The sequence below is a fragment of the Actinoplanes campanulatus genome (assembly GCF_014647795.1).
Classification (GTDB): Bacteria; Actinomycetota; Actinomycetes; order Mycobacteriales; family Micromonosporaceae; genus Actinoplanes; species Actinoplanes campanulatus.
The window spans coordinates 25,393-48,587 of sequence record NZ_BMPW01000034.1 but is presented as its reverse complement, the minus strand read 5'-3'; the positions used below and the strand labels follow the sequence as shown (position 1 = coordinate 48,587).

Genomic DNA, 23,195 nt, shown 5'->3' with positions numbered 1-23,195 from the left:
CATGGAGCGCGTGCCGGTTCTGAAGATCGGTGAGATCCTCCTGGTCTCCATCCAGATCGACATGGAGGACCAGGTCGCCCTGCAACTCCAGGAGGACCTGGCCGAGCGGATCGTGGCGACCGGTGTCCGCGGTGTGATCATCGACATCAGCGCGCTCGACATCGTCGACTCGTTCGTGGGGCGCACGCTGGCCACCATCGCCTCGGTCTCCCGGGTGCTGGACGCCGAGACCGTCGTGGTCGGGATGCGCCCGGCGGTGGCGATCACCCTCGTCGAGCTGGGTCTGTCGCTGCCCGGCATCCGGACCGCCCTCAACGTCGATCTGGGCATCGCCATGCTGGCCCGCCAGGACGAGGACATCGACCTGCTCGGCGACGAGGACGACACGGATCAGGTTGCGGAACCCACACCGTGAACGACGACGTCCAGCGCCTACCGGTCGTCACCGACCAGGACGTGGTCCGGGTCCGGCAGCTGGTGCGTACCGTCGCGGTGGCGGTGAAGCTGTCCCTGGTGGACCAGACCAAGCTGGTCACGGCCGCGAGTGAGCTGGCCCGCAACACCCTGGTCTACGGTGGCGGCGGCGAGGCCGAGGTGAGCCGGGTGCACAACGACCGGCGGGCCGGGATCAGGATCGTCTTCGCCGACCAGGGGCCCGGCATCGCCGACCTGGATCTGGCGCTCACCGACGGGTACACGACCGGCGGCGGCCTCGGTCTGGGGCTCAGCGGCGCCCGGCGGCTGGTCGACGAGTTCGAGATCGATACCGAGCCGGGTAAGGGAACTACCATCACGGTCGTCAAGTGGTGCCGATGAGTGGAGGCACGGTGGCGTCCGTACCCGAAGGGCTCCTCGACGAGGGGGTCTGGTTCCGGGTGGAGGAATCCGGTACGGCCTCGGCCGTACGCCGGGCCGCGGAGCGTCTCGCCGCCAGCCTGGACATGCCGGAGAACCGTGTCGCCGATCTCGCCATCGTCGCCGCCGAGGCGGCCGGCAACCTGGTCAAGCACGCCGACCAGGGCGCCGTCCTGGTGCGGACGGTGCGGACCGCGGAACACGCCGGCGTCGAGCTGATCGTTGTCGACAGCGGCCCCGGGATGGCCGACGTGGCGCGGGCGATCGGCGACGGGCACTCCACGGCCGGGACCCTGGGGATAGGGCTCGGTGCGATCTCGCGCCAGGCCAGCCGGTGGGACCTGCACTCGGTGCCGGGCCGGGGGACCGTGCTGGCCGTCCAAGTGTGGCCGGACGGGCTCCCGGAGCCGAACTGGGCCGCGGGGCTGACCCGGCCGCTCACCGGTCAAACGGTCAGCGGGGACGGGTACGCGATCCGCGAGGTCGACGGCCGCCGGCAACTGCTGCTCTCTGACGGGCTCGGCCACGGTGGCCTGGCCGCGGCCGCCACGCACGAGGCGGTCCGGGCCTTCCGGAAGGCGCCGGCCGTGCCGCCCGCCCAGGTGGTGGAGGCGCTGCACCGTAGCCTCGGGCACACCCGCGGCGCCGCGCTCGCCGTCGCCGAGCCGGACCCGTCGGCCGGGGTGGTCCGTTACGCGGGCCTCGGCAACATCTCCGGCACCGTGCTGGCGCCGGACGGCGGCCGGCGCGGCATGGTCTCGATGCCGGGCATCGCCGGGCATCAGCGCCGCCAGGTGCGGGAGTTCGACTACCCGCTCGCCCCCGGCGCGGTCGTGCTGATGCACACCGACGGCGTGGTCGACCGCTGGAACGCCGCCGACTACCCGGGCCTGCTGACCCACACCCCCGAGGTGATCGCGGCGACCGTGTTGCGGGACGCCGGGGTCCGGCGGGACGATGCCGGCGTACTGGTGGCGCGACTCCCATGACTTCCGAGCCGCTGATGCGCATGCGCCTGCGGGTCGAGCAGGACATCTTCGTGGTACGGCAACTGGGCCGGGAGGTGGCCCGGACGGTCGGGCTGGAGTCCCAGGACCAGACCCGGGTGGCCACCGCCCTCAGTGAGGTGGCCCGGGTGCTGCTCGCCGTGGGCCTGCACGCCGAGGTGACGTTCACCGTTCCGGCGATCGGGGTACCTTCGCTGCTGGTGACGATGGCACATCCGGGCGCCGGTGCGGCGGTCCGGGTCGCCGGGCAGTTGCAGCAGATCGGCCGGCTGGTCGACACGTTGGAGGTGGACGAGGGTGAGAGCGAGACGGTCGTCCGGATGTCCCGGCGGTTGCCGCCGGGCGCTCCCCTGCTGACGCCCGAGCGTATGAGCGAGATACGCGCCGGGCTGTCCCAGCACGTTCCCGGCACCCCCCTGGACGAGCTGGCCGTACAGAATCAGCAGCTCATCGCCGCCCTCGACGAGGTGCGTGCGCAACGCGACGACCTGGCCCGGCTCAACGCCGAGCTGGAGGAGACCAACCGCGGCGTGATGGCCCTCTACAACCAGCTCTCCCAGGAGCTGGAGGAGACCAACCGCGGGGTCGTCGCCCTCTACGCCGAACTCGACGAGAAGTCGGCGCAACTGCGGGCCGCCAGCGAGGCGAAGAGCCGCTTCCTGGCCAACGTGAGCCACGAGCTGCGCGCCCCGGTCACCGCGATCATCGGCCTGGGCCGGCTGCTCACCGACTCCGGCTCGGACGAGCTCACCGGGGAGCAGCACCGTCAGGTGGACCTGATCCGTACCTCGGCCAGCGATCTGCTGACCCTGGTCAACGGCCTGCTCGATCTGGCGAAGGCGGAGGCCGGCCGGATCGAGCCGCACTGGTCCGAGGTGGATCTCAAGGCGATGTTCGGGCAGCTGCGCGGCACGTTGCGGCCGCTCGCCACCCGGCCCGAGGTCGACTTCGTGGTCGAGGAGCCGGCCGTGCCGGCATTGCGCTCCGACGAGGTGCTGCTCGCCCAGGTGCTGCGCAACCTGCTTACCAACGCGCTCAAGTTCACCGAGTCCGGATCGGTGCGGCTCAGCGTCGCCCCGGCCGGCTCGGACATCGAGTTCGTCGTCGCCGACACTGGCACCGGCATCCCGCCTGAGCTGCACGAACGCATCTTCGAGGAGTTCTACCAGGTGCCCGGCAGCAAACCGGTGAGCGGCAAGGGCACCGGCCTGGGCCTGCCCTACGCCCGGCGGCTGGCCGGCATCCTCGGCGGCGGCCTGCGGGTCGACTCCACCCCGGGCACGGGCAGCGTGTTCACCCTCCGGCTGCCGACCGCGTCATGATCGCTGCCACGGTTCTCGTCGTCGACGATAGCGCGACCAAGCGCTACCTGCTGGTCAGCTGGCTCACCCGGGCCGGGTTCACGGTGCTCGAGGCGGAGACCGGCGGCGAGGCCCTGACCCGTCTGCTCGAGGTCGAGGTCGACCTGGTCGTCCTGGACGTGAAACTGCCGGACATGAGCGGCTTCGACGTCTGCGAGAAGATCAAGACCGATCACCGGTACGGCGTACTGCCGGTGATCCACGTGTCCGCGCACGCCGTCGACGTCAACGACCGGACCCAGGGACTGAACCGGGGCGCGGACGCGTACCTGGTCGAACCGATCGAACCGGACGAGCTGATCGCCACCGCGCAGGCTGTGCTCCGCTACTACCGCGCCCGGCAGCGTGCCGAACTGCTCGCCGAACGGTCGCTCCGCCTCGCCGAGACCACCCTGGCGATCAACTCGGCGCCCACTCTGCCCGCCCTGCTGGCCGCCGCCGCCGAGGGCGCCTGCGACATCTTCGGCGGTCCGGTCGTGGTGGTGGCGGAGACCTCCGAGGGCGAGAGCCTGGCCGCGGTCGGCAAACCCGCATCGGTACGCCGGTGGGCCGTCCCCGGTCACCGCGTCGCCGTCGGATCACTGCTGCGCACCGACGACCCGGGCGACTGGGAGGTGGCCGAGTGGCCGCCCGGTGAGACGGTCACGGTGGCCGCCGCCCGCCTGCGTATCGACCGGCCACCGGTCTACGTCGCCGCGCCGGGGAGCTCGCAGACCGCCGGCTCGCCGGTGCTCCGCCAGCTCTCCCAGGCGGTCGCGGCCGCCGTCGAGGCGCAGCGCTCCTTCGACGAGGAGCACCGGATCGCGGTCACCCTCCAGCGCAGCCTCCTCCAGGCGCGACTGCCCGAGGTGCCCGGCCTGGACCTGGGCGTCCTCTACGAGCCGGCCGGCGCGCAGACCGAGGTGGGCGGCGACTTCTACGAGCTGACCGTGCTGAACGACCGGCTGCTGGTGGCGATCGGTGACGTGGCCGGGCACTCGCTGCACGCCGCCACGGTGATGGCCGAGATCCGGCACGCGGTCCGGGCGTACGCCGTCGAGGGGCACTCCCCCGGGGCGGTGCTGGAGCTGGTCAACCGGTTCATGCGAACCGTGCTGCCGGCCGACTCGGCCACCCTCTGCCTACTCACCCTGGAACCGGGGACCGGCCGGATCCGGATGGCCGGCGCCGGGCACCTGCCGCCGCTGCTGCACATCGACGGCCGGGTCGAGTTCCTCCAGCCGCGCGGTCCGCTGCTCGGCATCGGCGCGCCCCGCCGGGAGGAACTGGAGCTGACCCTGCCGCCCGGCGGCACGCTGGTGCTCTACACCGACGGCCTGATCGAACGCCGCGACGCCGACATCGACGAGGGCCTGGGGGCGCTGGCCGCCGCGGCCGCCGAGGTCGAGCCGGACCTCGGCGCCTTCTGCCGCCGCCTGCTCACCCAGCTCACCGGAGCCAAGGAGCAGGCGGACGACATCGCCGTCGTCGCGGTCCGCCGTCAGAACAGGTAGGCGAAACGCTGGTAGCCGCTGCCGATCTTCTGGCGGCCACCGAACGTGCCCCGGCCTGTGCCGAGGTGGCGGTAGAGCACCCCGGCCCGGTCCCGGACCACCAGGTCGTTGCGGCCGTCCTCGTTGAGGTCGCCCGCGCCGATCACCGCGTTGTAGCCGCCCATGCCCGAAGCGAGCTTCTTCCGGGCCCCGAACGCGCCCGCGCCGGTGCCGAACTGGACGTAGAGGACGCCCTTCCGGTCGATGGACAGCAGATCGGCGCGCCCGTCACCGTTGAGATCGCCGGGGCCGATCAGCCGGGCGTACGTCCGGTACGAGCCCGGAACCCGTACCGGCCGGCTGAAGGACTTCCGGCCGGTGCCGTTGAAGCGGTACAGGTAGCCGGTCTTGCGGTTGCGGGCCAGCAGGTCGGCGATCCCGTCGCCGGTCAGGTCCCCGGAGGTCAGCAGCAGGTCGTACTGGTTCCAGCCGGTGCCGATCCGGACGGCCTGCCGGCCGCCGAAGTGTGACTGGCCGATGCCGAGGTGGGCGTAGAGGGTCCCGTTGGTGCGGCGGACCAGGAGATCGTTGTTGTAGTCCTGGTTCACGTCACCGAACGGGACGATCGCGGAGACCCCGGTCCAGTGCTCGGTGTAGCCGTTGTCCCAGAGAGCGTCCCGGCCGACCTGGTCGATCAGCCAGTGCCCCTCGCCCGACTTCTTCACCCCGAGGATCGCGGATTCGCCCCCGCGCTCGTAGCTGTGCAGCTTCGGGGCGCCGCCCCACAGGCTGAACCGCGCCGAGCCTGCGGTTACCGTACGCCCGTCGGCCGTGGCCGTGAGCGTGGCCAGGTAGACGCCGCTGACCGCACGCTTCCGATTCGGGAGCAGGCCGTCCCAGTCGAAGACGACGTTGCTGACGGCGGAGCCGCCGGTACGGGTGGCCACCACGGCACCCGTGCCGAGCTGCGTGATGGTCACCTTCCACGCCGAAACCGGCCGGTTCAGGGCGAAGATCGGCAGAGACCGCCCGCTGCCGAACTCCAACAACCAGCTGTGGTTGTTGTGGGTCCCGACCGGAGCTGACCGGGCCACCCCCGGATCGACCACGTGTACGGCGTGAGCGCTGTCCGCGTATGCGACGTGGCCGCTGTACCGGTCGACCGCCCAGCCGATGTTCCGGTCGTCCGGCACCGGGCCCCGGGCGAACGTGCCGAGCACCGCCGGGTCACCGAGGGAGCCGCCGGTCAGGTCGTAGCGCAGCAGGTCTCCGGTGCCGGCGTCGTGCCGGGCCAGGAACCCGTCGCCGAGCAGGTACCGGTCCGCGGGCACCGGGATCGTCACCTTGCGGGCCAGGTCGTGGACGCCGGCCGGCCCGTCCGTGCCGCACGCCCAGTAGAGGTAGCGGTGGGTGGCCTGGACCTCGGTGGCGGTACAGGGCGATCCGGTGCTCACCGCGGTTCCGGCGGCGTTCGTGACCAGGTTCTTCGGCTCCAGGCGGCCGGGTGTGGCCGTCCACAGGGTGTCCTGCCAGAGCGCGGCGCCGGTGACCGCGCGAAAGGAGGGCCGGGTCGAGGCGCCGGGCGCGAAGATGTACTGCCGGGCCGGCGTCGTCGTGTTGACGACGGTCCAGCCGTAAGAGGCGTCGACGATCGTGCCGCCGCCCGCTTCCAGCAGGACCGACGGCTTGCTGGAGTTCACTTGATCCTGGTACCGGACGACGGTCGAGGCGGCGCCACCGGTGAGGTAGGCGGTGCCGTGGGCGCTGCCGTCCACGGTCCGTATGCAGGCGGTGTCCTCGACGCAGGCGTGCGCGCCGGTCAGGGAGGTCGTCTGGCTGGAGCCGGTGAGCATCGAGTGACTGGTGAGGTCGAACCGTGGGGTCTCGGCGAACCGGCCGACCGCGGTGACCTGCCGGACCGTTCCACGGCTGAGGGTGAGGCCGGCGCTGACGGCCGGCCGGGCGACCGGGAGGACCGGCCCCGACGCGGCCGCGGTGAATCGGTGTACCGCCCAGTCCCGTGGTCCGGCGCCGCCGACCATCAGGACACCGGCCCCGCTCCAGGTGGCGGAGTAGAAGTCGGGAGTCTGGCTATCGGCCAGGACCTGCCGCGGCGCCGTGTCCGCCGCGTAGCGCGTCACCGGCGCGGGGACGGCGCCGGAAACGGTCGGCCGGATCAGGACGTCGCCGCCGACCAGGAAGGTGCCGGCGGTCGGCACGTTCTGCGCCGGGATCGGGATGGTGACCGGGGTGGTCGCGGTGCCGTCGACGATCGCCGACCGGGCGAAGGTGAGCACCGCACCGCTGACCCGGTACCCGACATGGGTCTCCGAGAGGAAGGTCTGGACGATGCCCGGCACCGCCGGGATCGGGGAGACCCGCCCGGTACGCAGATCGAGAAGGCCATGACCGACGCCGCCCGCCGGAAGCCGGAAGGTGATCTCCGCGCCGGTCGCGTCGACCCCCCAGGGAGCCCGGCTGACCGGGATCGCGCCGTCCGGCAGACCCGACATCGGCACCGTGCGCCATGTGCCGTCCTCGGCCGCTCTCCGAAGCTCCAGCGTCGCGGTCGCCCCAGCCGGCCGGACCAGCAGAGTGTCGCCGAAGAGGTTCAGGATCGTGTCGCCGGCCGGCAGGGCCGGGTGCGACCAGGACCGGGTGCTCAGATCCAGCACCGTGATGGTGCCGGCCACGGCGTGTTCCGTCAGGTCCCCGGAGAGCCGGACGCTGTCGCCGCCCGCTGCGGACACCTGGCTCCACCGGGCGCCGTCCAGAATTCAGGGGTACGGGCGCGCCCGTACCCCTGAATGGATGTCAGGCCGCGCCGACCACGTCGAGGATCCAGGCCAGGTTGAAGGCCTCCTCCTTCCAGGAGTCGTAGCGGCCGCTCGGGCCGGCGTGGCCGGCGCCCATCTCGGTCTTGAGCAGGTAGTCGCCCTCGGGAGCGACCGAGCGCAGCCGGGAGACCCACTTGGCCGGCTCGTGGTACAGCACGCGGGTGTCGTTGAGGCTGGTCACCGCCAGGATCCGGGGGTACGACTGCTTGATGACGTTCTCATACGGGCTGTAGGACTTCATGTACGCATACACCTCAGCCGATTCGAGCGGGTTGCCCCACTCCTCCCACTCGGTGACGGTGAGCGGCAGCGACGGGTCGAGGATCGTGGTGAGTGGGTCCACGAACGGCACCTCGGCCAGGATTCCGGCGAACGCCTCCGGGGCCAGGTTGGCGACCGCGCCCATCAGCAGGCCGCCGGCCGAGCCGCCGCGGGCCACCAGCCGGGCCGATGTCGTCCACCGGCTGCGGACCAGGGCCTCGGCGGCCGCCACGAAGTCGGTGAAGGTGTTCTTCTTGGCGAGCATCTTGCCCTGCTCATACCACTGCCGGCCCATCTCGCCGCCACCGCGCACGTGGGCGATCGCGAAGACCACCCCGCGGTCCAGCAGGGACAGGCGGGGAATGGAGAAGTACGGGTCGATCGAGTGCTCGTACGATCCGTAGCCGTAGAGCAGCGTGGGCGCCGATCCGTCCCGCTCGGTCCCCTTGCGGGCCACGATCGAGATGGGGACGCGGGTGCCGTCGGCGGCCGTCGCCCACTCCCGGAACTGCTCGTAGTCGGCCGGGTCGTAACCGCCCAGCACCGGCTTCCGCTTGAGCAGCGTCATGGCCCGGGTGACCAGGTCGACGTCGTACACCGACTCGGGGGTGACCAGCGAGGTGTACGAGATCCGCACCGACGACGTGTCGTACTCCGGGTTGCCGGACAGGCCCACGCTGTACAGCGGCTCGGGGAACTCCATGTCGTACGCCGCGGTGCTGCCGTCCGCGATCACCCGCAGGCCGGTCAGCCCGTCGCGGCGCAGCGAGATGACGATGTGCCGGGTGAACGCGTCCACCGACTCCAGCCGGGTGCCGGGCTGGTGCGGGATCAGCTCCACCCACTCGCCCGGGTTGTCCACCGAGGTGCTGGCCAGTGCGAAGTCCTCGGCCTCGTGATTGTGCAGGATCAGGAACCGGTGGCCGTGGTGCTCGATCGAGTACTCCACGCCCTGCCGCCGCTCGGCGATCACGACCGGTTCGGCGGTCGGGCGGTCGGCCGGGATCACCCGTACCTCTGAAGTGATTTTGCTCTGGGTGTCGATGACGATGAAGTTCTCGCTGCGGGTCAGCTCGACGCCGACCCAGAACCGCTCGTCCGTCTCCTCGAAGACCAGGGTGTCCTCGGTCGTGCCGATGGTGTGCCGCCACACCCGGTTCGGCCGCCAGGCCTCGTCGACGGTGATGTAGAACAGCTCGCCGCCGTCCGCCGACCAGGCGCTGCCGTAGAACGCGTCGGTGATCTCGTCGGCCAGCACCTCGCCGGTCCTCAGGTTTTTCACCCGCAGCGTGAACCGCTCGTCACCGGCGAAGTCGGTGGAGTAGGCCAGCCACGTCCCGTCGGGGCTGACGTCGTACGTGCCGAGCGCGAAGAAGTCCTTCCCCTCGGCCAGCTCGTTGCCGTCCAGCAGAACCTGCTCGCCGGGACGGTCCTCACCGGCCGGTGGACCGGTCTCGCCGGGGCGCACCGGCATCCGGCAGTGGATGCCGTACTGCTTGCCCTCGAGAGTCCGCGTGTAATACCAGAAACCGCCCTTGCGGGTCGGCACCGAGAGGTCGGTCTCCTGGGTGCGCGACCGGATCTCCTGGAAGACGGTGCCGCGCAGGTCCTCCAGGTGCGCCGTCGCCTGGTCGGTCCAGGCGTTCTCCGCCTCCAGCAGGGCCACGGTCTCCGGGGCGTCCTTGGCCGTCAGCCAGGCGAACTCGTCGGTGACCGTGTCGCCGTGGAAGGTGCGCTCGGACGGGACCTGGCGGGCGGTGGGTGGACCTTCAATCGTCACCGGAAACACGTTACCGGCCGGATTTCGTACACACACGGACCTCGTCCATTCGAACATGTGTACGATGTGCCAGAGTGGACGATCTTCGTTGTGGGGAGGCATCGGGGTGAGCGGTTCCATACTCGCCGAGCTCGTGGCGATCTGCGGTCCCGGTGCTGCCCGCGCCGGCCGGCCGGACGACTCCGGCGCCGGCTTCGTCGCCTCCCCGGCCACCCCACGCGCGGTCGCCGAGCTTCTCCACATCGCCGTCGAGCGCGGGCTCAGCGTCCGGCCGCGCGGTTCCGGGAGCAAATTCCATTGGGGTACGGGTGGGGAGCACCCCGATCTCGTCATCGACACCGGCCGTCTCAACGGGATGTGGGATCACGACGGCGCCACCGCGATCGTGGCGGCCGGCACCCCGGTCGAGGTGGCGCAGGCCGTGCTCCGGTCGCACGGCCGCCGGCTCACCCTCGACCCGCCGTCGCCCGGCGCCACGATCGGCGGCGTGCTGGCCACGAACGAGTCGGGCCCGCTGCGGCACCGGTTCGGCGCGCCGGCCGGGCAGGCGCTGAGCGTGAGCCTGGTGGATCCGGCCGGGCGGTTCGCCGAGACGGCCGAGTGGGAGGGGCCGTCCGGCGAGGTGCTCACCGCGGCGCTGCTGCCGCTGGAGGATCTGCCCGAGGCCCGGCGCTGGGTGACCCGTCCGGTGTCGACGCCGACCGAGGTCGGTGAGCTGGTCGCGCAGGTGGTGACGCAGGATCTCGCGCTGAGCGGGGTCGAGGTGGACCTGCCGGCCGCCGGCGCGGGCACGCTCGCGCTGCTGCTGGAGGGCCCAACCACCGGGGTCGCCACCGGCGCCGGGCGGCTGGCCCGGCAGCTCGGCCCGCGGGCGGTGATCCGGGCGGAGCCACCGCCGTGGTGGGGCCGGTATTCGTTCGGCGTCTCCGATGTGGTGCTGCGGATCCGGGTGCGGTCCCGCGACCTGCACTCGGTGGGCTACACGCTGCGTGACGTGGTCGGCCTGCCCGTCCCGGTCCGCGGCTCAGCGGGCGCCGGGGTGGTCCACGCCGTGCTGCCCCGCGGGCTGAGCGCGGCCCGGATCGGTGATGTGGTGGTCGGCCTCAAACAGGTGCTGCTGGGCCGGGGTGGCCGCGTCGTGGTGCTGACCGCGCCACCCGAGCTGGCCGCCCAGATGGAGATGGCCCGCCCAGCGGACCTCCTCTGACGACCCTTATGCCGATCTTGGACGATTCGCCACCGCGGGCGGTGGCGAAACGTCCAAGATCGGAGCTGCGCGAAGCGCGGGCGTCAGTGGAGGACGGGGATCCGGGTGATCGCCTCGGCGGCCAGGTGGCGGCCCAGCCGGGCGACGTCGCCGACGGCATAGGTGAGGTAGGCGAACTGGCCGACCTCGCGAATGTTGGTGAGGACCAGGTCGTTGACCAGCAGGCGGTGGCGCAGCATCGGGACGCCGTTGCCGAGGATGGCCGGCACGATCCCGAGGATGATCTCGTCGAGCAGGCCCTCGGCGACGAACTGTCCCACCAGGTTGCCGCCGCCGGCCAGCCAGACGTTCCGGCCCTGGGCTGCGACCATCATGGCCTCGTGCACGCGGCGGACGTCGCCACTGATCATGAAGATGTTGGCGTCCGGCACCAGCGGCAGGTCGCGGTGGGTGAAGACCCAGCACGGGACGTCGCCGTACATGTCGTGCCAGTTCTCCGGCTCCTCGACCAGGTTGTCGTGCTCCAGGATCCACTCGTAGGTGGTCGCGCCCATGGCGAACGCACCGACACCCTCGAAGAACTCGCCGAACGGGTTCTCGGTGCCCTCGTCGACCTCGAAGAGCCACTCCAGCGAGTTGTTCTCGTCGGCGATATAGCCGTCAATGCTGGTGGCGGTGTAGTACTGCGTCTTCGCCATGACCATCACCATGCCACGGCTCCGGCGACAAAAAGGGCGGATCGGCTAGGCCGCGGAAGGCGCCGTGGTGAGTGTGCGGGGTTCCGGAAGGGCGAGGCGGGGTGCCGGTGGCGGGTCGGGCGTTGCCGCACCCAGCCCGCCACCGTCACCGGCCCGGCGCCACGGCCTGCGGGAAAGCACGCCGCGGGGTCCCACACCGTACTCCAACGCAGGACCGGGTGGGACCGACTCTCACATCTCGGATCTCATGCCGTCCGCGCGTCGGCGAGGTGACCGTCGATCGTGGTGGCGGTGCAGTACTGCGTCTTCATGGCGCCGACCCTGCCACCGGGGTACGACAGGAATCAGGCGTCGTTGCGCAGCACCAGGATGGCGATGTCGTCGCGCGGCTCTTCGACCGAGAAGTTGATCGTCGTGGACCGCAGCCGGGCCGCCATCACGTCGGCCGGATACCCGGCCAGCGGGGCGGCCGACTCACGCAGCCGGCTCGAGCCGAAGAGCTCCCGGCCGCGGCGCCGCTCGGTGACCCCGTCGGTGTAGAAGATCAGCGAGTCGCCGGAGCCCAGCGTGATCGACACGTCGGGCGAGGTGATCGTCTCCAGCAGGCCCAGTGCGGTCCCGCCCTCGCCGACGAAGGCGGTCCGGCCGTCCGCGCGGACCAGCACGGCCCGGTCGTGCCCGGCCAGGTGCAGGCAGACGCTGAGGACGTCGCCCGGCTGCCGGGTGACCGAGGCCATGGCGAGCGTGCAGTACCGCCCGCCGCCGCGCTGCACCAGTGTGCGGTTGACCCGGTGCAGGATCTCGGTGAGCGCCTTGCCGTCGTCGACGAGGATCCGGATCACGTCCCGGACCAGGCCGGTCACGGTGGCCGCCTGGACGCCCTTGCCGGACACGTCGCCGACCACCACGAGCCACTGGTCGGCGCCGAACGGGACCACGTCGTAGAAGTCGCCGCCCACCTCGGAGCCGGTCGGAACGTACTCCGCGGCGAAGCCGATGCCCTCCACCCGGGGCAGCGCCGGCGGCAGCAGCGAGGCCTGGAGGGTGCGCGCGACCGTACGCCGTTCGTCGTGGATCCGGGCGTTGTCTATGGCCAGCGCGGCCCGCCGGGCGACGTCCTCCAGGACGGCCACCTCGTCGGCGTCGTGCCGGTGTTTCGGGTGCCGCCCGACCGCCAGCGTGCCGAGCCGGGCGCCTCGGGCGACCAGCGGCAGCGCGTAACCCTCCAGCGGCGAGCCGAACATCACCTGGGTGCCCAGCCGGGACGCCTCCTCCAGCCGGGCCAGCAGCGACTCCGGGCCGGTGTCGGCCAGCGTGGTGTGCAGCTCGGCCAGCGCCGACTCGTCGGCGTGGGTGGCGGCGGCCAGTTGCAGCCGGCCCCACGCGTCGGTGGTGTGCACCGCGCACCACTGGCCCAGCCGGGGCACCACCAACTGCGGGATGAGGGCCATCGTCAGGTTCACGTCGAGGGACTGGGCGAGCAGTTCGCTGGCCTCGGCCAGGAAGGTGATCCAGGTCTGCCGGCGGATGTCGGCGCGGCGCAGGCGGTCGTTCTCCAGGTGCAGGGAGAACCGCTCGGCGACCATGGCGCCCAGTGCCAGCGCGTACCCCTCGGGGGCCGCGTCCAGCTCCAGCTCTCCCGAGTACGGCCGCTGCACGGTCAACGGCACCCGGATGGTGTCGGCGTTGTCCCGGGGGGCCCGGCCGTACCGGGCCAGCAGCTGACGGCCCATCCCGTCGCCCCGGTCCAGGCGCACCACCCCGCCGGCCGCGCCGGTCAGCCGGGCCAGCCGAGACAGCAGGTCGGCCGCGAGGTCGGCGAGCCCCTCCTCGGAGTGCCGGTCGGAGCCGCTGCGCAGCAGGCCGGTGAGCGCGCCCAGGCTGGGTGTCTCGGCGGCGCTGGGCAGGCGGACCGGGACGCCGGCGTCGTCGCGCTGGTCGAGCCGGAACCAGACGCCCTTGCCGTCGCCCTCGTGCACGGTGCCCCAGCGGCTGGCGAAATGGTCGACCAGGAGCAGGCCGCGGCCCCGCTCGGCGACCTCGCCGATCTCCGCCGACTCGTTGCGCGGGCCGACGGCGAGCTGCTCGACCGGGCCGGGGGCGAAGTCGGTGACGGTCACGGTGAGCCCGCCCGGGTCGGCGGTCACCTCGATCTCCAGCTCCGTGTTGGCGTGCACCACGGCGTTGGTGGACAGCTCGGTGGTCAGCAGCAGAGCCTCGTTGAGCAGGCCGACCAGACCGGTCTCCTCGAGCACCGAACGGACGAGTGCGCGCGCCGCCGCCGGGGTACGACGGTCGTTGGGCAACCTGGTCCGGCGCACCAGAGCCTCGGACGGGGCACCGGTAGGGATGCTCGTCCTGGTTCCGACCTCGGCTGGCACCCATGCATCCTCTCCCGTGGACGGGTGTATGCACAAAGTCGTCTCTCGCATTGACCCGGTAGGGCGAGAGAGGATAGGGACCCCCGGCGGTAGACAGCGAGTGAGGACAGCATGACTGCGGCGAAAGAGGCCAGCGTCGGCGTGCCCGACGAGACCGTTCTACTCGGTGAACTCGCCGATGCGCTGCGCCGTGTGCGACGTGGCGATCTCAAGGTGCGGCTGCCCCGGCGCGGTGGCATGGCCGGGGCGGTGGCGGAGGCCTTCAACGAGGTGGTCTCCCTCCAGGAGCGGCAGAACCTGGACCTGCGCCGGATAAGCCGGATCGTCGGGCGTGACGGCCGGCTCACCGAGCGTCTCGACGAGGAGGGCCTGGACGGCTCCTGGGCGGACAGTGTCCGCTCGGTGAACTCGCTGATCGACGACCTGGCCCGGCCGACCACCGAGATCTCCCGGGTCATCGTGGCGGTGGCCGAGGGCGACCTGTCCCAGCACATGGCCCTGGAGATGGACGGGCGGCCGCTGCGGGGCGAGTTCCTGCGGATCGGCCGGACGGTGAACACGATGGTCGACCAGCTTTCGTCGTTCGCCGACGAGGTGACCCGGGTGGCCCGCGAGGTGGGCACCGAGGGCGAGCTGGGCGGTCAGGCCGACGTCCGGGGCGTGGCCGGCACCTGGAAGGACCTCACCGACTCGGTGAACACCATGGCGTCCAACCTGACCCACCAGGTGCGGTCGATCTCCCAGGTGGCGACCGCGGTGGCCCGCGGCGACCTGTCGCAGAAGATCACCGTTTCGGCGCGCGGCGAGGTGGCCGAGCTGTCCGACACCATGAACGGGCTGACCGACACCCTGCGGCTCTTCGCCGAGCAGGTCACGAGGGTGGCCCGCGAGGTGGGCACCGAGGGCAAGCTGGGCGGCCAGGCCGACGTGCCGAACGTGGCGGGCACCTGGAAGGACCTCACCGACTCGGTGAACTCGATGGCGTCCAACCTGACCAGCCAGGTCCGTAACATCGCCCAGGTCTCCACGGCCGTCGCGAAGGGTGACCTGTCGCAGAAGATCACGGTGGCCGCGCAGGGCGAGATCCTGGAGCTCAAGGACACCGTGAACACCATGGTGGACCAGCTGTCGTCGTTCGCCGACGAGGTGACCCGGGTGGCCCGCGAGGTGGGCACCGAGGGCCGGCTCGGTGGTCAGGCCCAGGTCCGTGGCGTCTCCGGCACCTGGCGCGACCTCACCGAGAACGTGAACCAGCTGGCCGCCAACCTCACCGCCCAGGTCCGCAACATCTCCCAGGTCTCCACGGCCGTCGCCAAGGGTGACCTGTCGCAGAAGATCACGGTCGACGCGCGCGGCGAGATCCTCGAGCTGAAGAACACCGTGAACACCATGGTCGACCAGCTCTCCTCCTTTGCCGACGAGGTCACGCGTGTCGCCCGCGAGGTCGGCTCGGAGGGCAAGCTCGGCGGACAAGCCCAGGTCAAAGGCATTTCCGGTACGTGGCGCGACCTCACCGACAACGTCAACTACATGGCGTCGAACCTGACGAGCCAGGTGCGGAACATCGCGTCGGTTACCACGGCCGTCGCGAAGGGTGACCTGTCGCAGAAGATCACGGTCGACGCGCGCGGCGAGATCCTGGAGCTCAAGTCCACCGTGAACACGATGGTGGACCAGTTGTCGTCGTTCGCCGACGAGGTCACGCGGGTGGCCCGTGAGGTGGGTTCGGAGGGCAAGCTCGGTGGTCAGGCGCAGGTGCGTGGCGTGGCCGGCACGTGGCGGGACCTGACCGACAACGTGAACTCGATGGCGTCGAACCTGACGAGCCAGGTGCGGAACATCGCGTCGGTCACCACGGCCGTCGCGAAGGGTGACCTGTCGCAGAAGATCACGGTCGACGCGCAGGGCGAGATCCTCGAGCTGAAGAACACCGTGAACACCATGGTCGACCAGCTCTCCTCCTTCGCCGACGAGGTCACGCGGGTGGCCCGCGAGGTCGGCTCGGAGGGCAAGCTCGGTGGCCAGGCGCAGGTGCGCGGCGTGGCCGGCACCTGGCGGGATCTGACCGACAACGTCAACTACATGGCGTCCAACCTGACCAGCCAGGTCCGTAACATCGCCCAGGTCTCCACCGCGGTCGCCAACGGTGACCTGGGCCAGAAGATCACGGTCGACGCGCGCGGCGAGATCCTCGAGCTGAAGAACACCGTGAACACGATGGTGGACCAGTTGTCGTCGTTCGCCGACGAGGTGACCCGGGTGGCCCGCGAGGTGGGTTCGGAGGGCAAGCTCGGCGGTCAGGCCCAGGTCAAGGGCGTCTCCGGTACGTGGCGGGACCTCACCGACAACGTGAACCAGCTCGCCTCCACCCTCACCATCCAGCTGCGCGCCATCGCCGAGGTGTCCACCGCCGTGACCCGCGGTGACCTGACCCAGAGCGTCGCGGTCGAGGCACAGGGCGAGGTGGCGGAGCTCAAGGACAACATCAACCAGATGATCGTGACGCTCCGCGACACCACGAAGACGAACGCGGAGCAGGGCTGGCTCGACTCGAACCTGGCCCGGATCGGTGGCCTGCTCCAGGGCCAGCGGGACGTCGGCGAGGTCTGCCGCATGATCATGACCGAGGTGACGCCGCTGGTGGACGCGCAGCTCGGCGCGTTCTTCCTGGTCGACAACGAGGAGGCGACGACCCGGCTGCGGCTGGCCGCGGCGTATGGCTACGTCGCCCGCGACCACGAGGTGATCTTCGGTCCGGGCGAGGGACTGGTCGGCCAGGCCGCGGTGTCGCGCCGCACGATCCGGGTGCGGGCCACCCACGACGGCATACTCACCATGCGCTCCGGCCTGCTCGCCATGCCGCCGAACGACCTGGTGGTGCTGCCGGTCCTGTTCGAGGGCGAGATGCTCGGCGTGATCGAGTTCGCGTCGGTGGCGGCCTTCAACGGGCTGCATCTGACGTTCCTGGAGCGGCTGGTCGCCACGATCGGGGTCGCTCTCAACACCATTCAGGCCAACCGGCGTACGGAGGAGCTGCTCGCCCAGTCGCAGCGGCTGGCCCGGGAGATGCAGGACCAGTCGGCCGAGCTCCAGCGCACCAACGCCGAGCTGGAGGACAAGGCGAAGCTGCTCAGTGAGCAGAAGGCGAACATCGAGCTGAAGAACCGGGAGATCGAGCTGGCCCGGCTCGGCCTGGAGGAGAAGGCGCAGCAGCTGTCCCGGGCGAACACGTACAAGTCCGAGTTCCTGGCCAACATGAGTCACGAGCTGCGGACCCCGCTGAACTCGCTGTTGCTGCTGGCCCGGCTGCTGGCCGACAACACCGAGCAGAACCTGTCCGGCAAGCAGATCGAGTTCGCCAAGACCATCCACAGCGCCGGCTCCGACCTGCTGTCGCTGATCGACGACATCCTGGACCTGTCGAAGATCGAGGCCGGCCGGATGGACGTGGAACCGGACGTGGTCGACTTCGACGGCATCCGCAGCTACGTCGAGCAGGCGTTCTCCCCGCAGGCGGAGGACAAGGGCCTGGAGTTCCGGGTGGCGGTGGCGCCCGAGCTGCCCGAGTCGATCGTCACCGACCCGCAGCGGCTCCAGCAGATCCTGCGCAACCTGCTGTCGAACGCGGTGAAGTTCACCGACAACGGCTCGGTCACGCTGAGCATCTTCTCGGCCGTGCTCGATTCCGACGTCGAGGCGCCGGCGTCGCTGCACGCGGCCCGGCAGGTGGTCGCGTTCGCGGTGTCCGACACCGGCATCGGCATCTCGGACGAGAAACTGGCGATCATCTTCGAGCCGTTCCAGCAGGCCGACGGCACCACCACCCGCAAGTACGGCGGCACCGGCCTGGGCCTGTCGATCAGCCGGGAGTTCGCGGCGCTGCTCGGCGGCACCATCACGGTGTCCTCGGAGCCGGGTGCGGGGTCGACGTTCACCCTCTACATGCCCGAGGCGCTGGTGCCGGACGTGATCCCGATGCCGGCGCTGCCGTCGGTGCCGGCCAAGGCGATCTCGGTGCGCCCGGCCGCGTCGCTGGACATGCCGCTGATGGAGATGCCGCCGCGGGTCGAGGAGAAGCCCGTGGTGACCCCGGCCGGCCGGAAGCTGGAGGGCGTCACCGTACTGATCATCGACGACGACGTGCGCAACGTCTTCGCCCTGACCAGCGCCCTGGAGATGCAGGGCCTGCATGTCCTCTATTCGGACAACGGGGTGGACGGCGTGCGGATCCTGGCCGAACATCCAGAGGTGGACATCGTGCTGATGGACGCCATGATGCCGGACCAGGACGGTTATGAGACGACCCGGGGAATCCGGCGCAATCAGCGTTTCCGGGACCTACCGGTAGTCTTCCTGACAGCGAAGGCGATGCCCGGGGACCGGGAGTCGGCCCTCGCCGCCGGGGCGAGTGACTACATCACCAAACCGGTGGACCTGGACGAGCTCATCGAGCTGATGGCCCGCTGGGTAGACCACGGCACGACCGAGCCGGACCACGGCTGAGAGGCACGACCTGGGTGGGGTGATCAAGCGTGGGTGAGCGCGCCAAGGCGCTGCTGGTCGATGACCGGCGGGACAACCTGCTGGCTCTGGAGGCGATCCTCCAGGGCCTGCCTGTCACGGCGGTGGCCGTGGAGAGCGGGGAGGCCGCGCTCAAACAGCTGCTCACCGACGATTTCGCGGTGATCCTGCTGGACGCGCACATGCCGAACATGGACGGGTTCGAGACGGCCAGCCACATCAAGCGCCGTGAGCGGACCCGGCACGTGCCGATCCTGTTCCTCACCGCGGCCGACCGGGACGCCCAGCTCGCCCTCCGGGGCTATGCCGTGGGCGCCGTCGACTACCTCACCAAGCCGTTCGACCCGTGGGTGCTCCGCGCCAAGGTCTCCATCTTCGTCGAGCTGTGGGTGAAGAACCAGCAGCTCAAGGCGCAGGCCGAGGCGTCGAAGGAGCGGGAGGCGCAGTGGCACCGCCTGACCGGGACGGTCGACGAGGCCGCCCGGGTGCTGCGTGCCGGTGGCGAGCAGGCCGCCGCCGAAGCGCTCGACCTGCTGGAAAAGGCCCGCTGGGGAGACTGAACCCGGGCCTGATGTGACCTGGGTCACAAAGAACAACTTTGCTGGGCAGCCGCACCACTACCGGGGCGTGATCACTTTGATCATCTCTTCCCGTGAGTAGGAGCAACATGCGGCACGCAATGCCTAGCGCGACCCCGAGCCGGCGTCGCCGTCGTCTGGTCATGGGCCTCGGCGCGGCCGGTGCGGCCGGCGCCGTCACCGCGCTGGTCGCCGTCCTCGTCCCGTCCGCCTCGGCCGGCACCCTGTTCAGCGACGACTTCGAGAGCGGCGCGGGCAACTGGTCCAAGTCCGGCGGCACCTGGTCCGTGGTCTCCGACGGCTCCAAGGTCTACAAGCAGGCCAAGGCCGACAGCGAGCTCGCCCGGGTCTTCGCCGGTGAGACCTCCTGGACCAACTACTCGGTCGAGGCCAAGGTCAAAGGGCTTGACCTGAGCAGGGGCCTGGCCGGTGTCGCGGCCCGGGCCAGCGGCTCCTCCACCATGTACCGGCTCGCCCTGACCTCGGCCGGCAGGGCCGAGCTCCAGGCGGTCAAGGGCAGCACGATCACCAGCCTCGGCTCGGCCGTGGTGAGCGACCCGGCCGCGTGGCACACCCTCAAGGTGGACGTCTCCGGCAGCACCGTCACCGGCTACCTGGACGGCGCCAAGGTCGCCTCCGGCGCCGGTTCGCTCGCCGGCGCCGGCCGGATCGGCCTGGTCACCAGCTACGCCTCGGCCGAGTTCGACGACGTCTCGGTGGCCGCCCTCGGCGCCGGCGCGACCTCCTCGGCGACCGCGTCGCCGACCGCCACCAAGACCGCTACGGCCACCCCGACCGCCACCAAGACCGCTACGGCCACCCCGACCGCCACCGCCACCAGCACGAGCGCCGCGTGGCCGTCCGCGACCGGCGAGAAGGCGGTCACCGCGACCATCGCCGTGTCCGGCACGCTCGACGGCGGCAACGTCCGCTACTTCGGCAGCGGCGACCTGGGCAGCGACTCCCAGGACGAGTCGCAGGACCCGATCTTCAAGCTGGCCGACGGCGCGGTGCTGAAGAACGTCATCCTCGGCGCCCCGGCCGCCGACGGCATCCACTGCTCCGGCTCCTGCACGCTGATCAACGTGTGGTGGGAGAACGTCGGTGAGGACGCGGCCACTTTCAAGGGCGGCACCTCGGCCACCTACACCGTGGACGGTGGCGGCGCCAAGGGTGCGGACGACAAGGTCTTCCAGCACAACGGCGGCGGCACGCTGACCATCAAGAACTTCCAGGTCGAGGACTTCGGCAAGCTGTACCGGTCGTGCGGCAACTGCTCGACGCAGCACAAGCGCGCCGTCGTGGTGCAGAACGTGGTCGCCACCGCCCCGGCCGGCAGCCTGGTCGGCATCAACACCAACTACGGCGACACCGCCACGATCTCCAAGGTCACCGTGGTCGGCAAGAAGAGCCTGGACATCTGCGTCAAGTTCACCGGCAACAGCTCCGGCAAGGAACCGACCAAGATCGGCACCGGCGCCGACGGCGTCAACTGCCTCTACAACGAGTCCGACATCACCTTCAAGTGATCGTCGTGGCCGCCGGGAGGCTCTGCCCGGCGGCCACGGCCGGAGGAACCGAAGGGTGCCGATGTCGCCCTGGCCCGAATCGACGGTGGGGAGGCGGCGCGATGACGCTCATCGAACCTGAGCTGCGCGCGGCACTGCGCGCCGAGGCGGCGGCGCACCGGCCGGACCGTGAGGCGATGCTCGACCGGATCACCCAGACCGCCATGCGCAACCAGGTCGCGAAACGCCCCCGGGGGACGATCGCCGGAGCGGCCGTGGCGGTCGCCGCGGTGCTCGGCGGCGGCGGCTTCGCGCAGTGGGCGGTCGCCGGCGACGGCGACCCGGTTCCCGGGCCCACCCCCTCGGTGACGGTCACGCCCGGGCCCACCCCGAGCGGTGTGGCCGCCTCCAGCGCGATCGGCCCGACCGGCAACCCGAGCTCCGTCCCCGGCCGCACCCCGAAGTCCCGGCCGCCCAGCCGGTCGCCGAGCCCGTCGGTCGCCACCAGCGGCGTGGCCCCGGCGAAGAGCACGCTGTGGGCGGACGGCTCGGTCGCCCCGGACGGTGACTCCCAGGCCAGCAGCGTGGTCACGGTGACGACCGGCGAGCGGCTCACCGCCCTCGAGGTGACGATCCGGATCGCGAAGACCGACGGGTTCACCGCCCGCGGTGGCAGCCAACAGGTACCTGGCGCGAGCGTGACCAGCACCGTCACCGAGGAGTCCAGGACGGCGGTCTACCGCTTCGTGCTGTCCTCCGGCGACACCCTGGAACCGGGGACCTACACGTTCTACGCGCGGTACACCCATGCCACCGGCGGGCGGGACGCGAACGGGGACTCCTACGCCGCGACCGCGACCACCGGTGCGAACGTGGCCGAGAACGTCAGCGGCGACTTCCGCTAGCGGTTGTCCACAGCGTTATCCACAGCCAGCCGGTCAGGTGTTGCTGCTGATCATCAGGGCGGATCGGAGCCCGGTGATGTCGAGCACACGCATCAGGAAGTCACCGACATTCACCAGCGCGAGCACCACCTGTGTGTGCTGCGCCTTGCGGCTGAGCACCACCAGCGTGCCGAGGCCCTGGGAGTCACAGAACGTCACGCCGGCCATGTCCAGCACGATCCGGGCCGGCGGCTCGGCCAGGACTTCATTGACGACGGAGGCCAGCTCGGTGACCGTGAGCACATCGATTTCCCCGGCGAGCTGGATGACGACCTCGTCCGGGGTGCGCTGAACCGTGATGGACAGCTCGGGACGCTCCACGCGGCTCAGCCTATCCTCTTCGGGGTATATCGGCCCGTCTGGCGCCATCAGGCCGTGCGCTCGAAGGACATCATCCGGTGATGTGAACAACCCTCTCGCAATACTCGTTTCATGCCGCTGACAGAATGGGGACCGCTGTGACCACGACATATCCCGCCGCGGATCTTCCGTACCCGGAGGATGCCCCGGTCTCCCAGGCCCTGTTCGACCGCGCCCAGGCCATCGTGCCCGGCGGGGTGAATTCACCTGTGCGTGCGTTCCGCGCGGTCGGCGGGACGCCCCGGTTCATGGCCTCGGGCAGCGGCCCGTGGCTCACCGACGCGGACGGGCGTCGCTACGTCGACCTGGTCTGCTCCTGGGGCCCGCTCATCCACGGGCACGCACACCCCGAGATCATCGAGGCGGTGCAGCGCGCCGCGGCACTGGGCACCAGTTTCGGTACGCCCACCGCCGGCGAGGTGGACCTGGCCGAGGAGATCGTCCGCCGGACCCCGATCGACGAGGTGCGGCTGGTCAACTCGGGCACCGAGGCGACCATGACCGCGATCCGGCTGGCCCGTGGCTACACCGGCCGGTCGAAGATCGTGAAGTTCGCCGGCTGCTACCACGGCCACGTGGACGCGCTGCTGGCCGCGGCCGGCTCCGGCGTGGCCACCCTCGGCCTGCCCGACTCGCCCGGTGTCACCGGTGCGGCGGCCAGCGAGACGATCGTGCTGCCGTACAACGACGTGGCCGCCGTCGAAGCGGCGTTCGCGTCCGAGGGCGCCGAGATCGCCGCGATCATCACCGAGGCGGCCCCGGGCAACATGGGCGTGGTCACCCCGCGCGACGACTTCAACGGCAAGCTCGCCGAGATCGCCCACCGGCACGGCGCGCTGCTCATCATCGACGAGGTGATGACCGGCTTCCGGGTCTCCGCCGGCGGCTGGGCCGGGCTGCACCCGGTCGACGCCGACCTGTTCACCTTCGGCAAGGTGATGGGCGGTGGCCTGCCCGCCGCGGCGTTCGGCGGCCGCCGGGAGATCATGTCCCGGCTCGCCCCGGCCGGTCCGGTCTACCAGGCGGGCACCCTCTCCGGTAACCCGCTGGCCTGCGCCGCCGGCCTGACCTCGCTGCGGCTCGCCGACGCGGCCGCCTACAAGCGCCTGGACGAGCTGGCCGGCACCATCGGCTCGCTCTGCTCCGATGCGCTCGGCGCCGCGGGTGTCGCGCACCGGCTCTCGTACGCCGGAAACATGTTCTCGATCTTCTTCACCGACGCCGATGTCGTCGACTACGACTCCGCGAAGACCCAGGACGCGGCCGCGTTCAAGGCGTTCTTCCACACCATGCTGGCCCGCGGCGTCTACCTGCCGCCGAGCGCCTTCGAGTCGTGGTTCGTGTCGACGGCGATCGACGACCTGGCACTGGAAACGATCGCCGCGGCGGCACCGCACGCGGCCCGAGCGGCAGCGGGAGCCTGAC

General features: G+C 70.9%; 16 protein-coding genes. 11 read left to right on the top strand and 5 right to left on the bottom strand.

Annotated features, from left to right (window positions below; all coding sequences use genetic code 11):
- Position 1 precedes the first annotated feature (1 nt).
- From IEZ13_RS41980 to IEZ13_RS41960, 5 genes are read left to right on the top strand one after another with little or no spacing between them, the layout of a single operon-like run.
- Positions 2-415 carry an STAS domain-containing protein gene (locus IEZ13_RS41980; RefSeq protein WP_183225972.1) on the top strand — a complete coding sequence of 138 codons (414 nt, stop codon included), beginning with the start codon at positions 2-4 and terminating at the stop codon, positions 413-415.
- Positions 412-816, top strand: coding sequence for an ATP-binding protein (locus IEZ13_RS41975; RefSeq protein WP_183225971.1), 405 nt, complete (start codon positions 412-414; stop codon positions 814-816). The genes IEZ13_RS41980 and IEZ13_RS41975 overlap by 4 nt, the downstream gene beginning before the upstream one ends.
- On the top strand, positions 813-1,844 hold the full coding sequence (locus IEZ13_RS41970; RefSeq protein ID WP_183225970.1) for a SpoIIE family protein phosphatase: 1,032 nt from the start codon (positions 813-815) through the stop codon (positions 1,842-1,844). The genes IEZ13_RS41975 and IEZ13_RS41970 overlap by 4 nt, the downstream gene beginning before the upstream one ends.
- Positions 1,841-3,184: a sensor histidine kinase gene (locus IEZ13_RS41965; RefSeq protein WP_183225969.1), complete on the top strand. Its 1,344-nt coding sequence runs from the start codon at positions 1,841-1,843 to the stop codon at positions 3,182-3,184. The genes IEZ13_RS41970 and IEZ13_RS41965 overlap by 4 nt, the downstream gene beginning before the upstream one ends.
- Entirely contained in the window at positions 3,181-4,716 is a 1,536-nt protein-coding gene (locus IEZ13_RS41960; protein ID WP_183225968.1) for a SpoIIE family protein phosphatase, read from the top strand. Before IEZ13_RS41965 ends, IEZ13_RS41960 begins: the two co-directional genes overlap by 4 nt.
- Here the strand turns inward: IEZ13_RS41960 and IEZ13_RS41955 are convergent.
- Positions 4,704-7,445 (bottom strand): FG-GAP-like repeat-containing protein, encoded by a 2,742-nt coding sequence (locus IEZ13_RS41955; protein WP_183225967.1) that lies wholly within the window; start codon positions 7,443-7,445, stop codon positions 4,704-4,706. The genes IEZ13_RS41960 and IEZ13_RS41955 overlap by 13 nt on opposite strands.
- Before the next feature lie 64 nt (positions 7,446-7,509).
- Complete coding sequence (locus tag IEZ13_RS41950; protein WP_183225966.1) at positions 7,510-9,573, bottom strand: S9 family peptidase; 2,064 nt, start codon at positions 9,571-9,573, stop codon at positions 7,510-7,512.
- Positions 9,574-9,679: 106 nt separating this feature from the next.
- On the opposite strand from IEZ13_RS41950, the gene IEZ13_RS41945 reads away from it, so the two are divergent.
- Positions 9,680-10,780, top strand: a complete 1,101-nt coding sequence (locus tag IEZ13_RS41945; RefSeq protein ID WP_183225965.1) for an FAD-binding oxidoreductase — start codon at positions 9,680-9,682, stop codon at positions 10,778-10,780.
- An 83-nt stretch (positions 10,781-10,863) separates the two neighbouring features.
- On the opposite strand, the gene IEZ13_RS41940 is transcribed toward IEZ13_RS41945, so the two are convergent.
- Entirely contained in the window at positions 10,864-11,478 is a 615-nt protein-coding gene (locus IEZ13_RS41940; RefSeq protein ID WP_183225964.1) for a dihydrofolate reductase family protein, read from the bottom strand.
- Between the two features lie 344 nt (positions 11,479-11,822).
- Complete coding sequence (locus tag IEZ13_RS41935; protein ID WP_183225963.1) at positions 11,823-13,859, bottom strand: SpoIIE family protein phosphatase; 2,037 nt, start codon at positions 13,857-13,859, stop codon at positions 11,823-11,825.
- Positions 13,860-13,970: 111 nt separating this feature from the next.
- On the opposite strand from IEZ13_RS41935, the gene IEZ13_RS41930 reads away from it, so the two are divergent.
- The 4 genes from IEZ13_RS41930 (at position 13,971) to IEZ13_RS41915 (ending at position 21,371) form a co-directional block, all read left to right on the top strand.
- Positions 13,971-18,362, top strand: a complete 4,392-nt coding sequence (locus tag IEZ13_RS41930) for a HAMP domain-containing protein (protein WP_183225962.1) — start codon at positions 13,971-13,973, stop codon at positions 18,360-18,362.
- A gap of 29 nt (positions 18,363-18,391) precedes the next feature.
- Positions 18,392-18,940 (top strand): response regulator, encoded by a 549-nt coding sequence (locus IEZ13_RS41925; RefSeq protein ID WP_183225961.1) that lies wholly within the window; start codon positions 18,392-18,394, stop codon positions 18,938-18,940.
- A 119-nt stretch (positions 18,941-19,059) separates the two neighbouring features.
- Positions 19,060-20,487: a pectate lyase gene (locus tag IEZ13_RS41920; protein ID WP_229795706.1), complete on the top strand. Its 1,428-nt coding sequence runs from the start codon at positions 19,060-19,062 to the stop codon at positions 20,485-20,487.
- A gap of 101 nt (positions 20,488-20,588) precedes the next feature.
- Positions 20,589-21,371 carry a hypothetical protein gene (locus IEZ13_RS41915; protein WP_183225960.1) on the top strand — a complete coding sequence of 261 codons (783 nt, stop codon included), beginning with the start codon at positions 20,589-20,591 and terminating at the stop codon, positions 21,369-21,371.
- A gap of 33 nt (positions 21,372-21,404) precedes the next feature.
- On the opposite strand, the gene IEZ13_RS41910 is transcribed toward IEZ13_RS41915, so the two are convergent.
- Positions 21,405-21,731, bottom strand: a complete 327-nt coding sequence (locus IEZ13_RS41910) for an STAS domain-containing protein (RefSeq protein WP_183225959.1) — start codon at positions 21,729-21,731, stop codon at positions 21,405-21,407.
- Between the two features lie 125 nt (positions 21,732-21,856).
- Between IEZ13_RS41910 and hemL the strand changes: the two genes are divergently transcribed.
- Entirely contained in the window at positions 21,857-23,194 is a 1,338-nt protein-coding gene (hemL, locus tag IEZ13_RS41905; RefSeq protein WP_183225958.1) for a glutamate-1-semialdehyde 2,1-aminomutase, read from the top strand.
- Position 23,195: the final 1 nt, after the last annotated feature.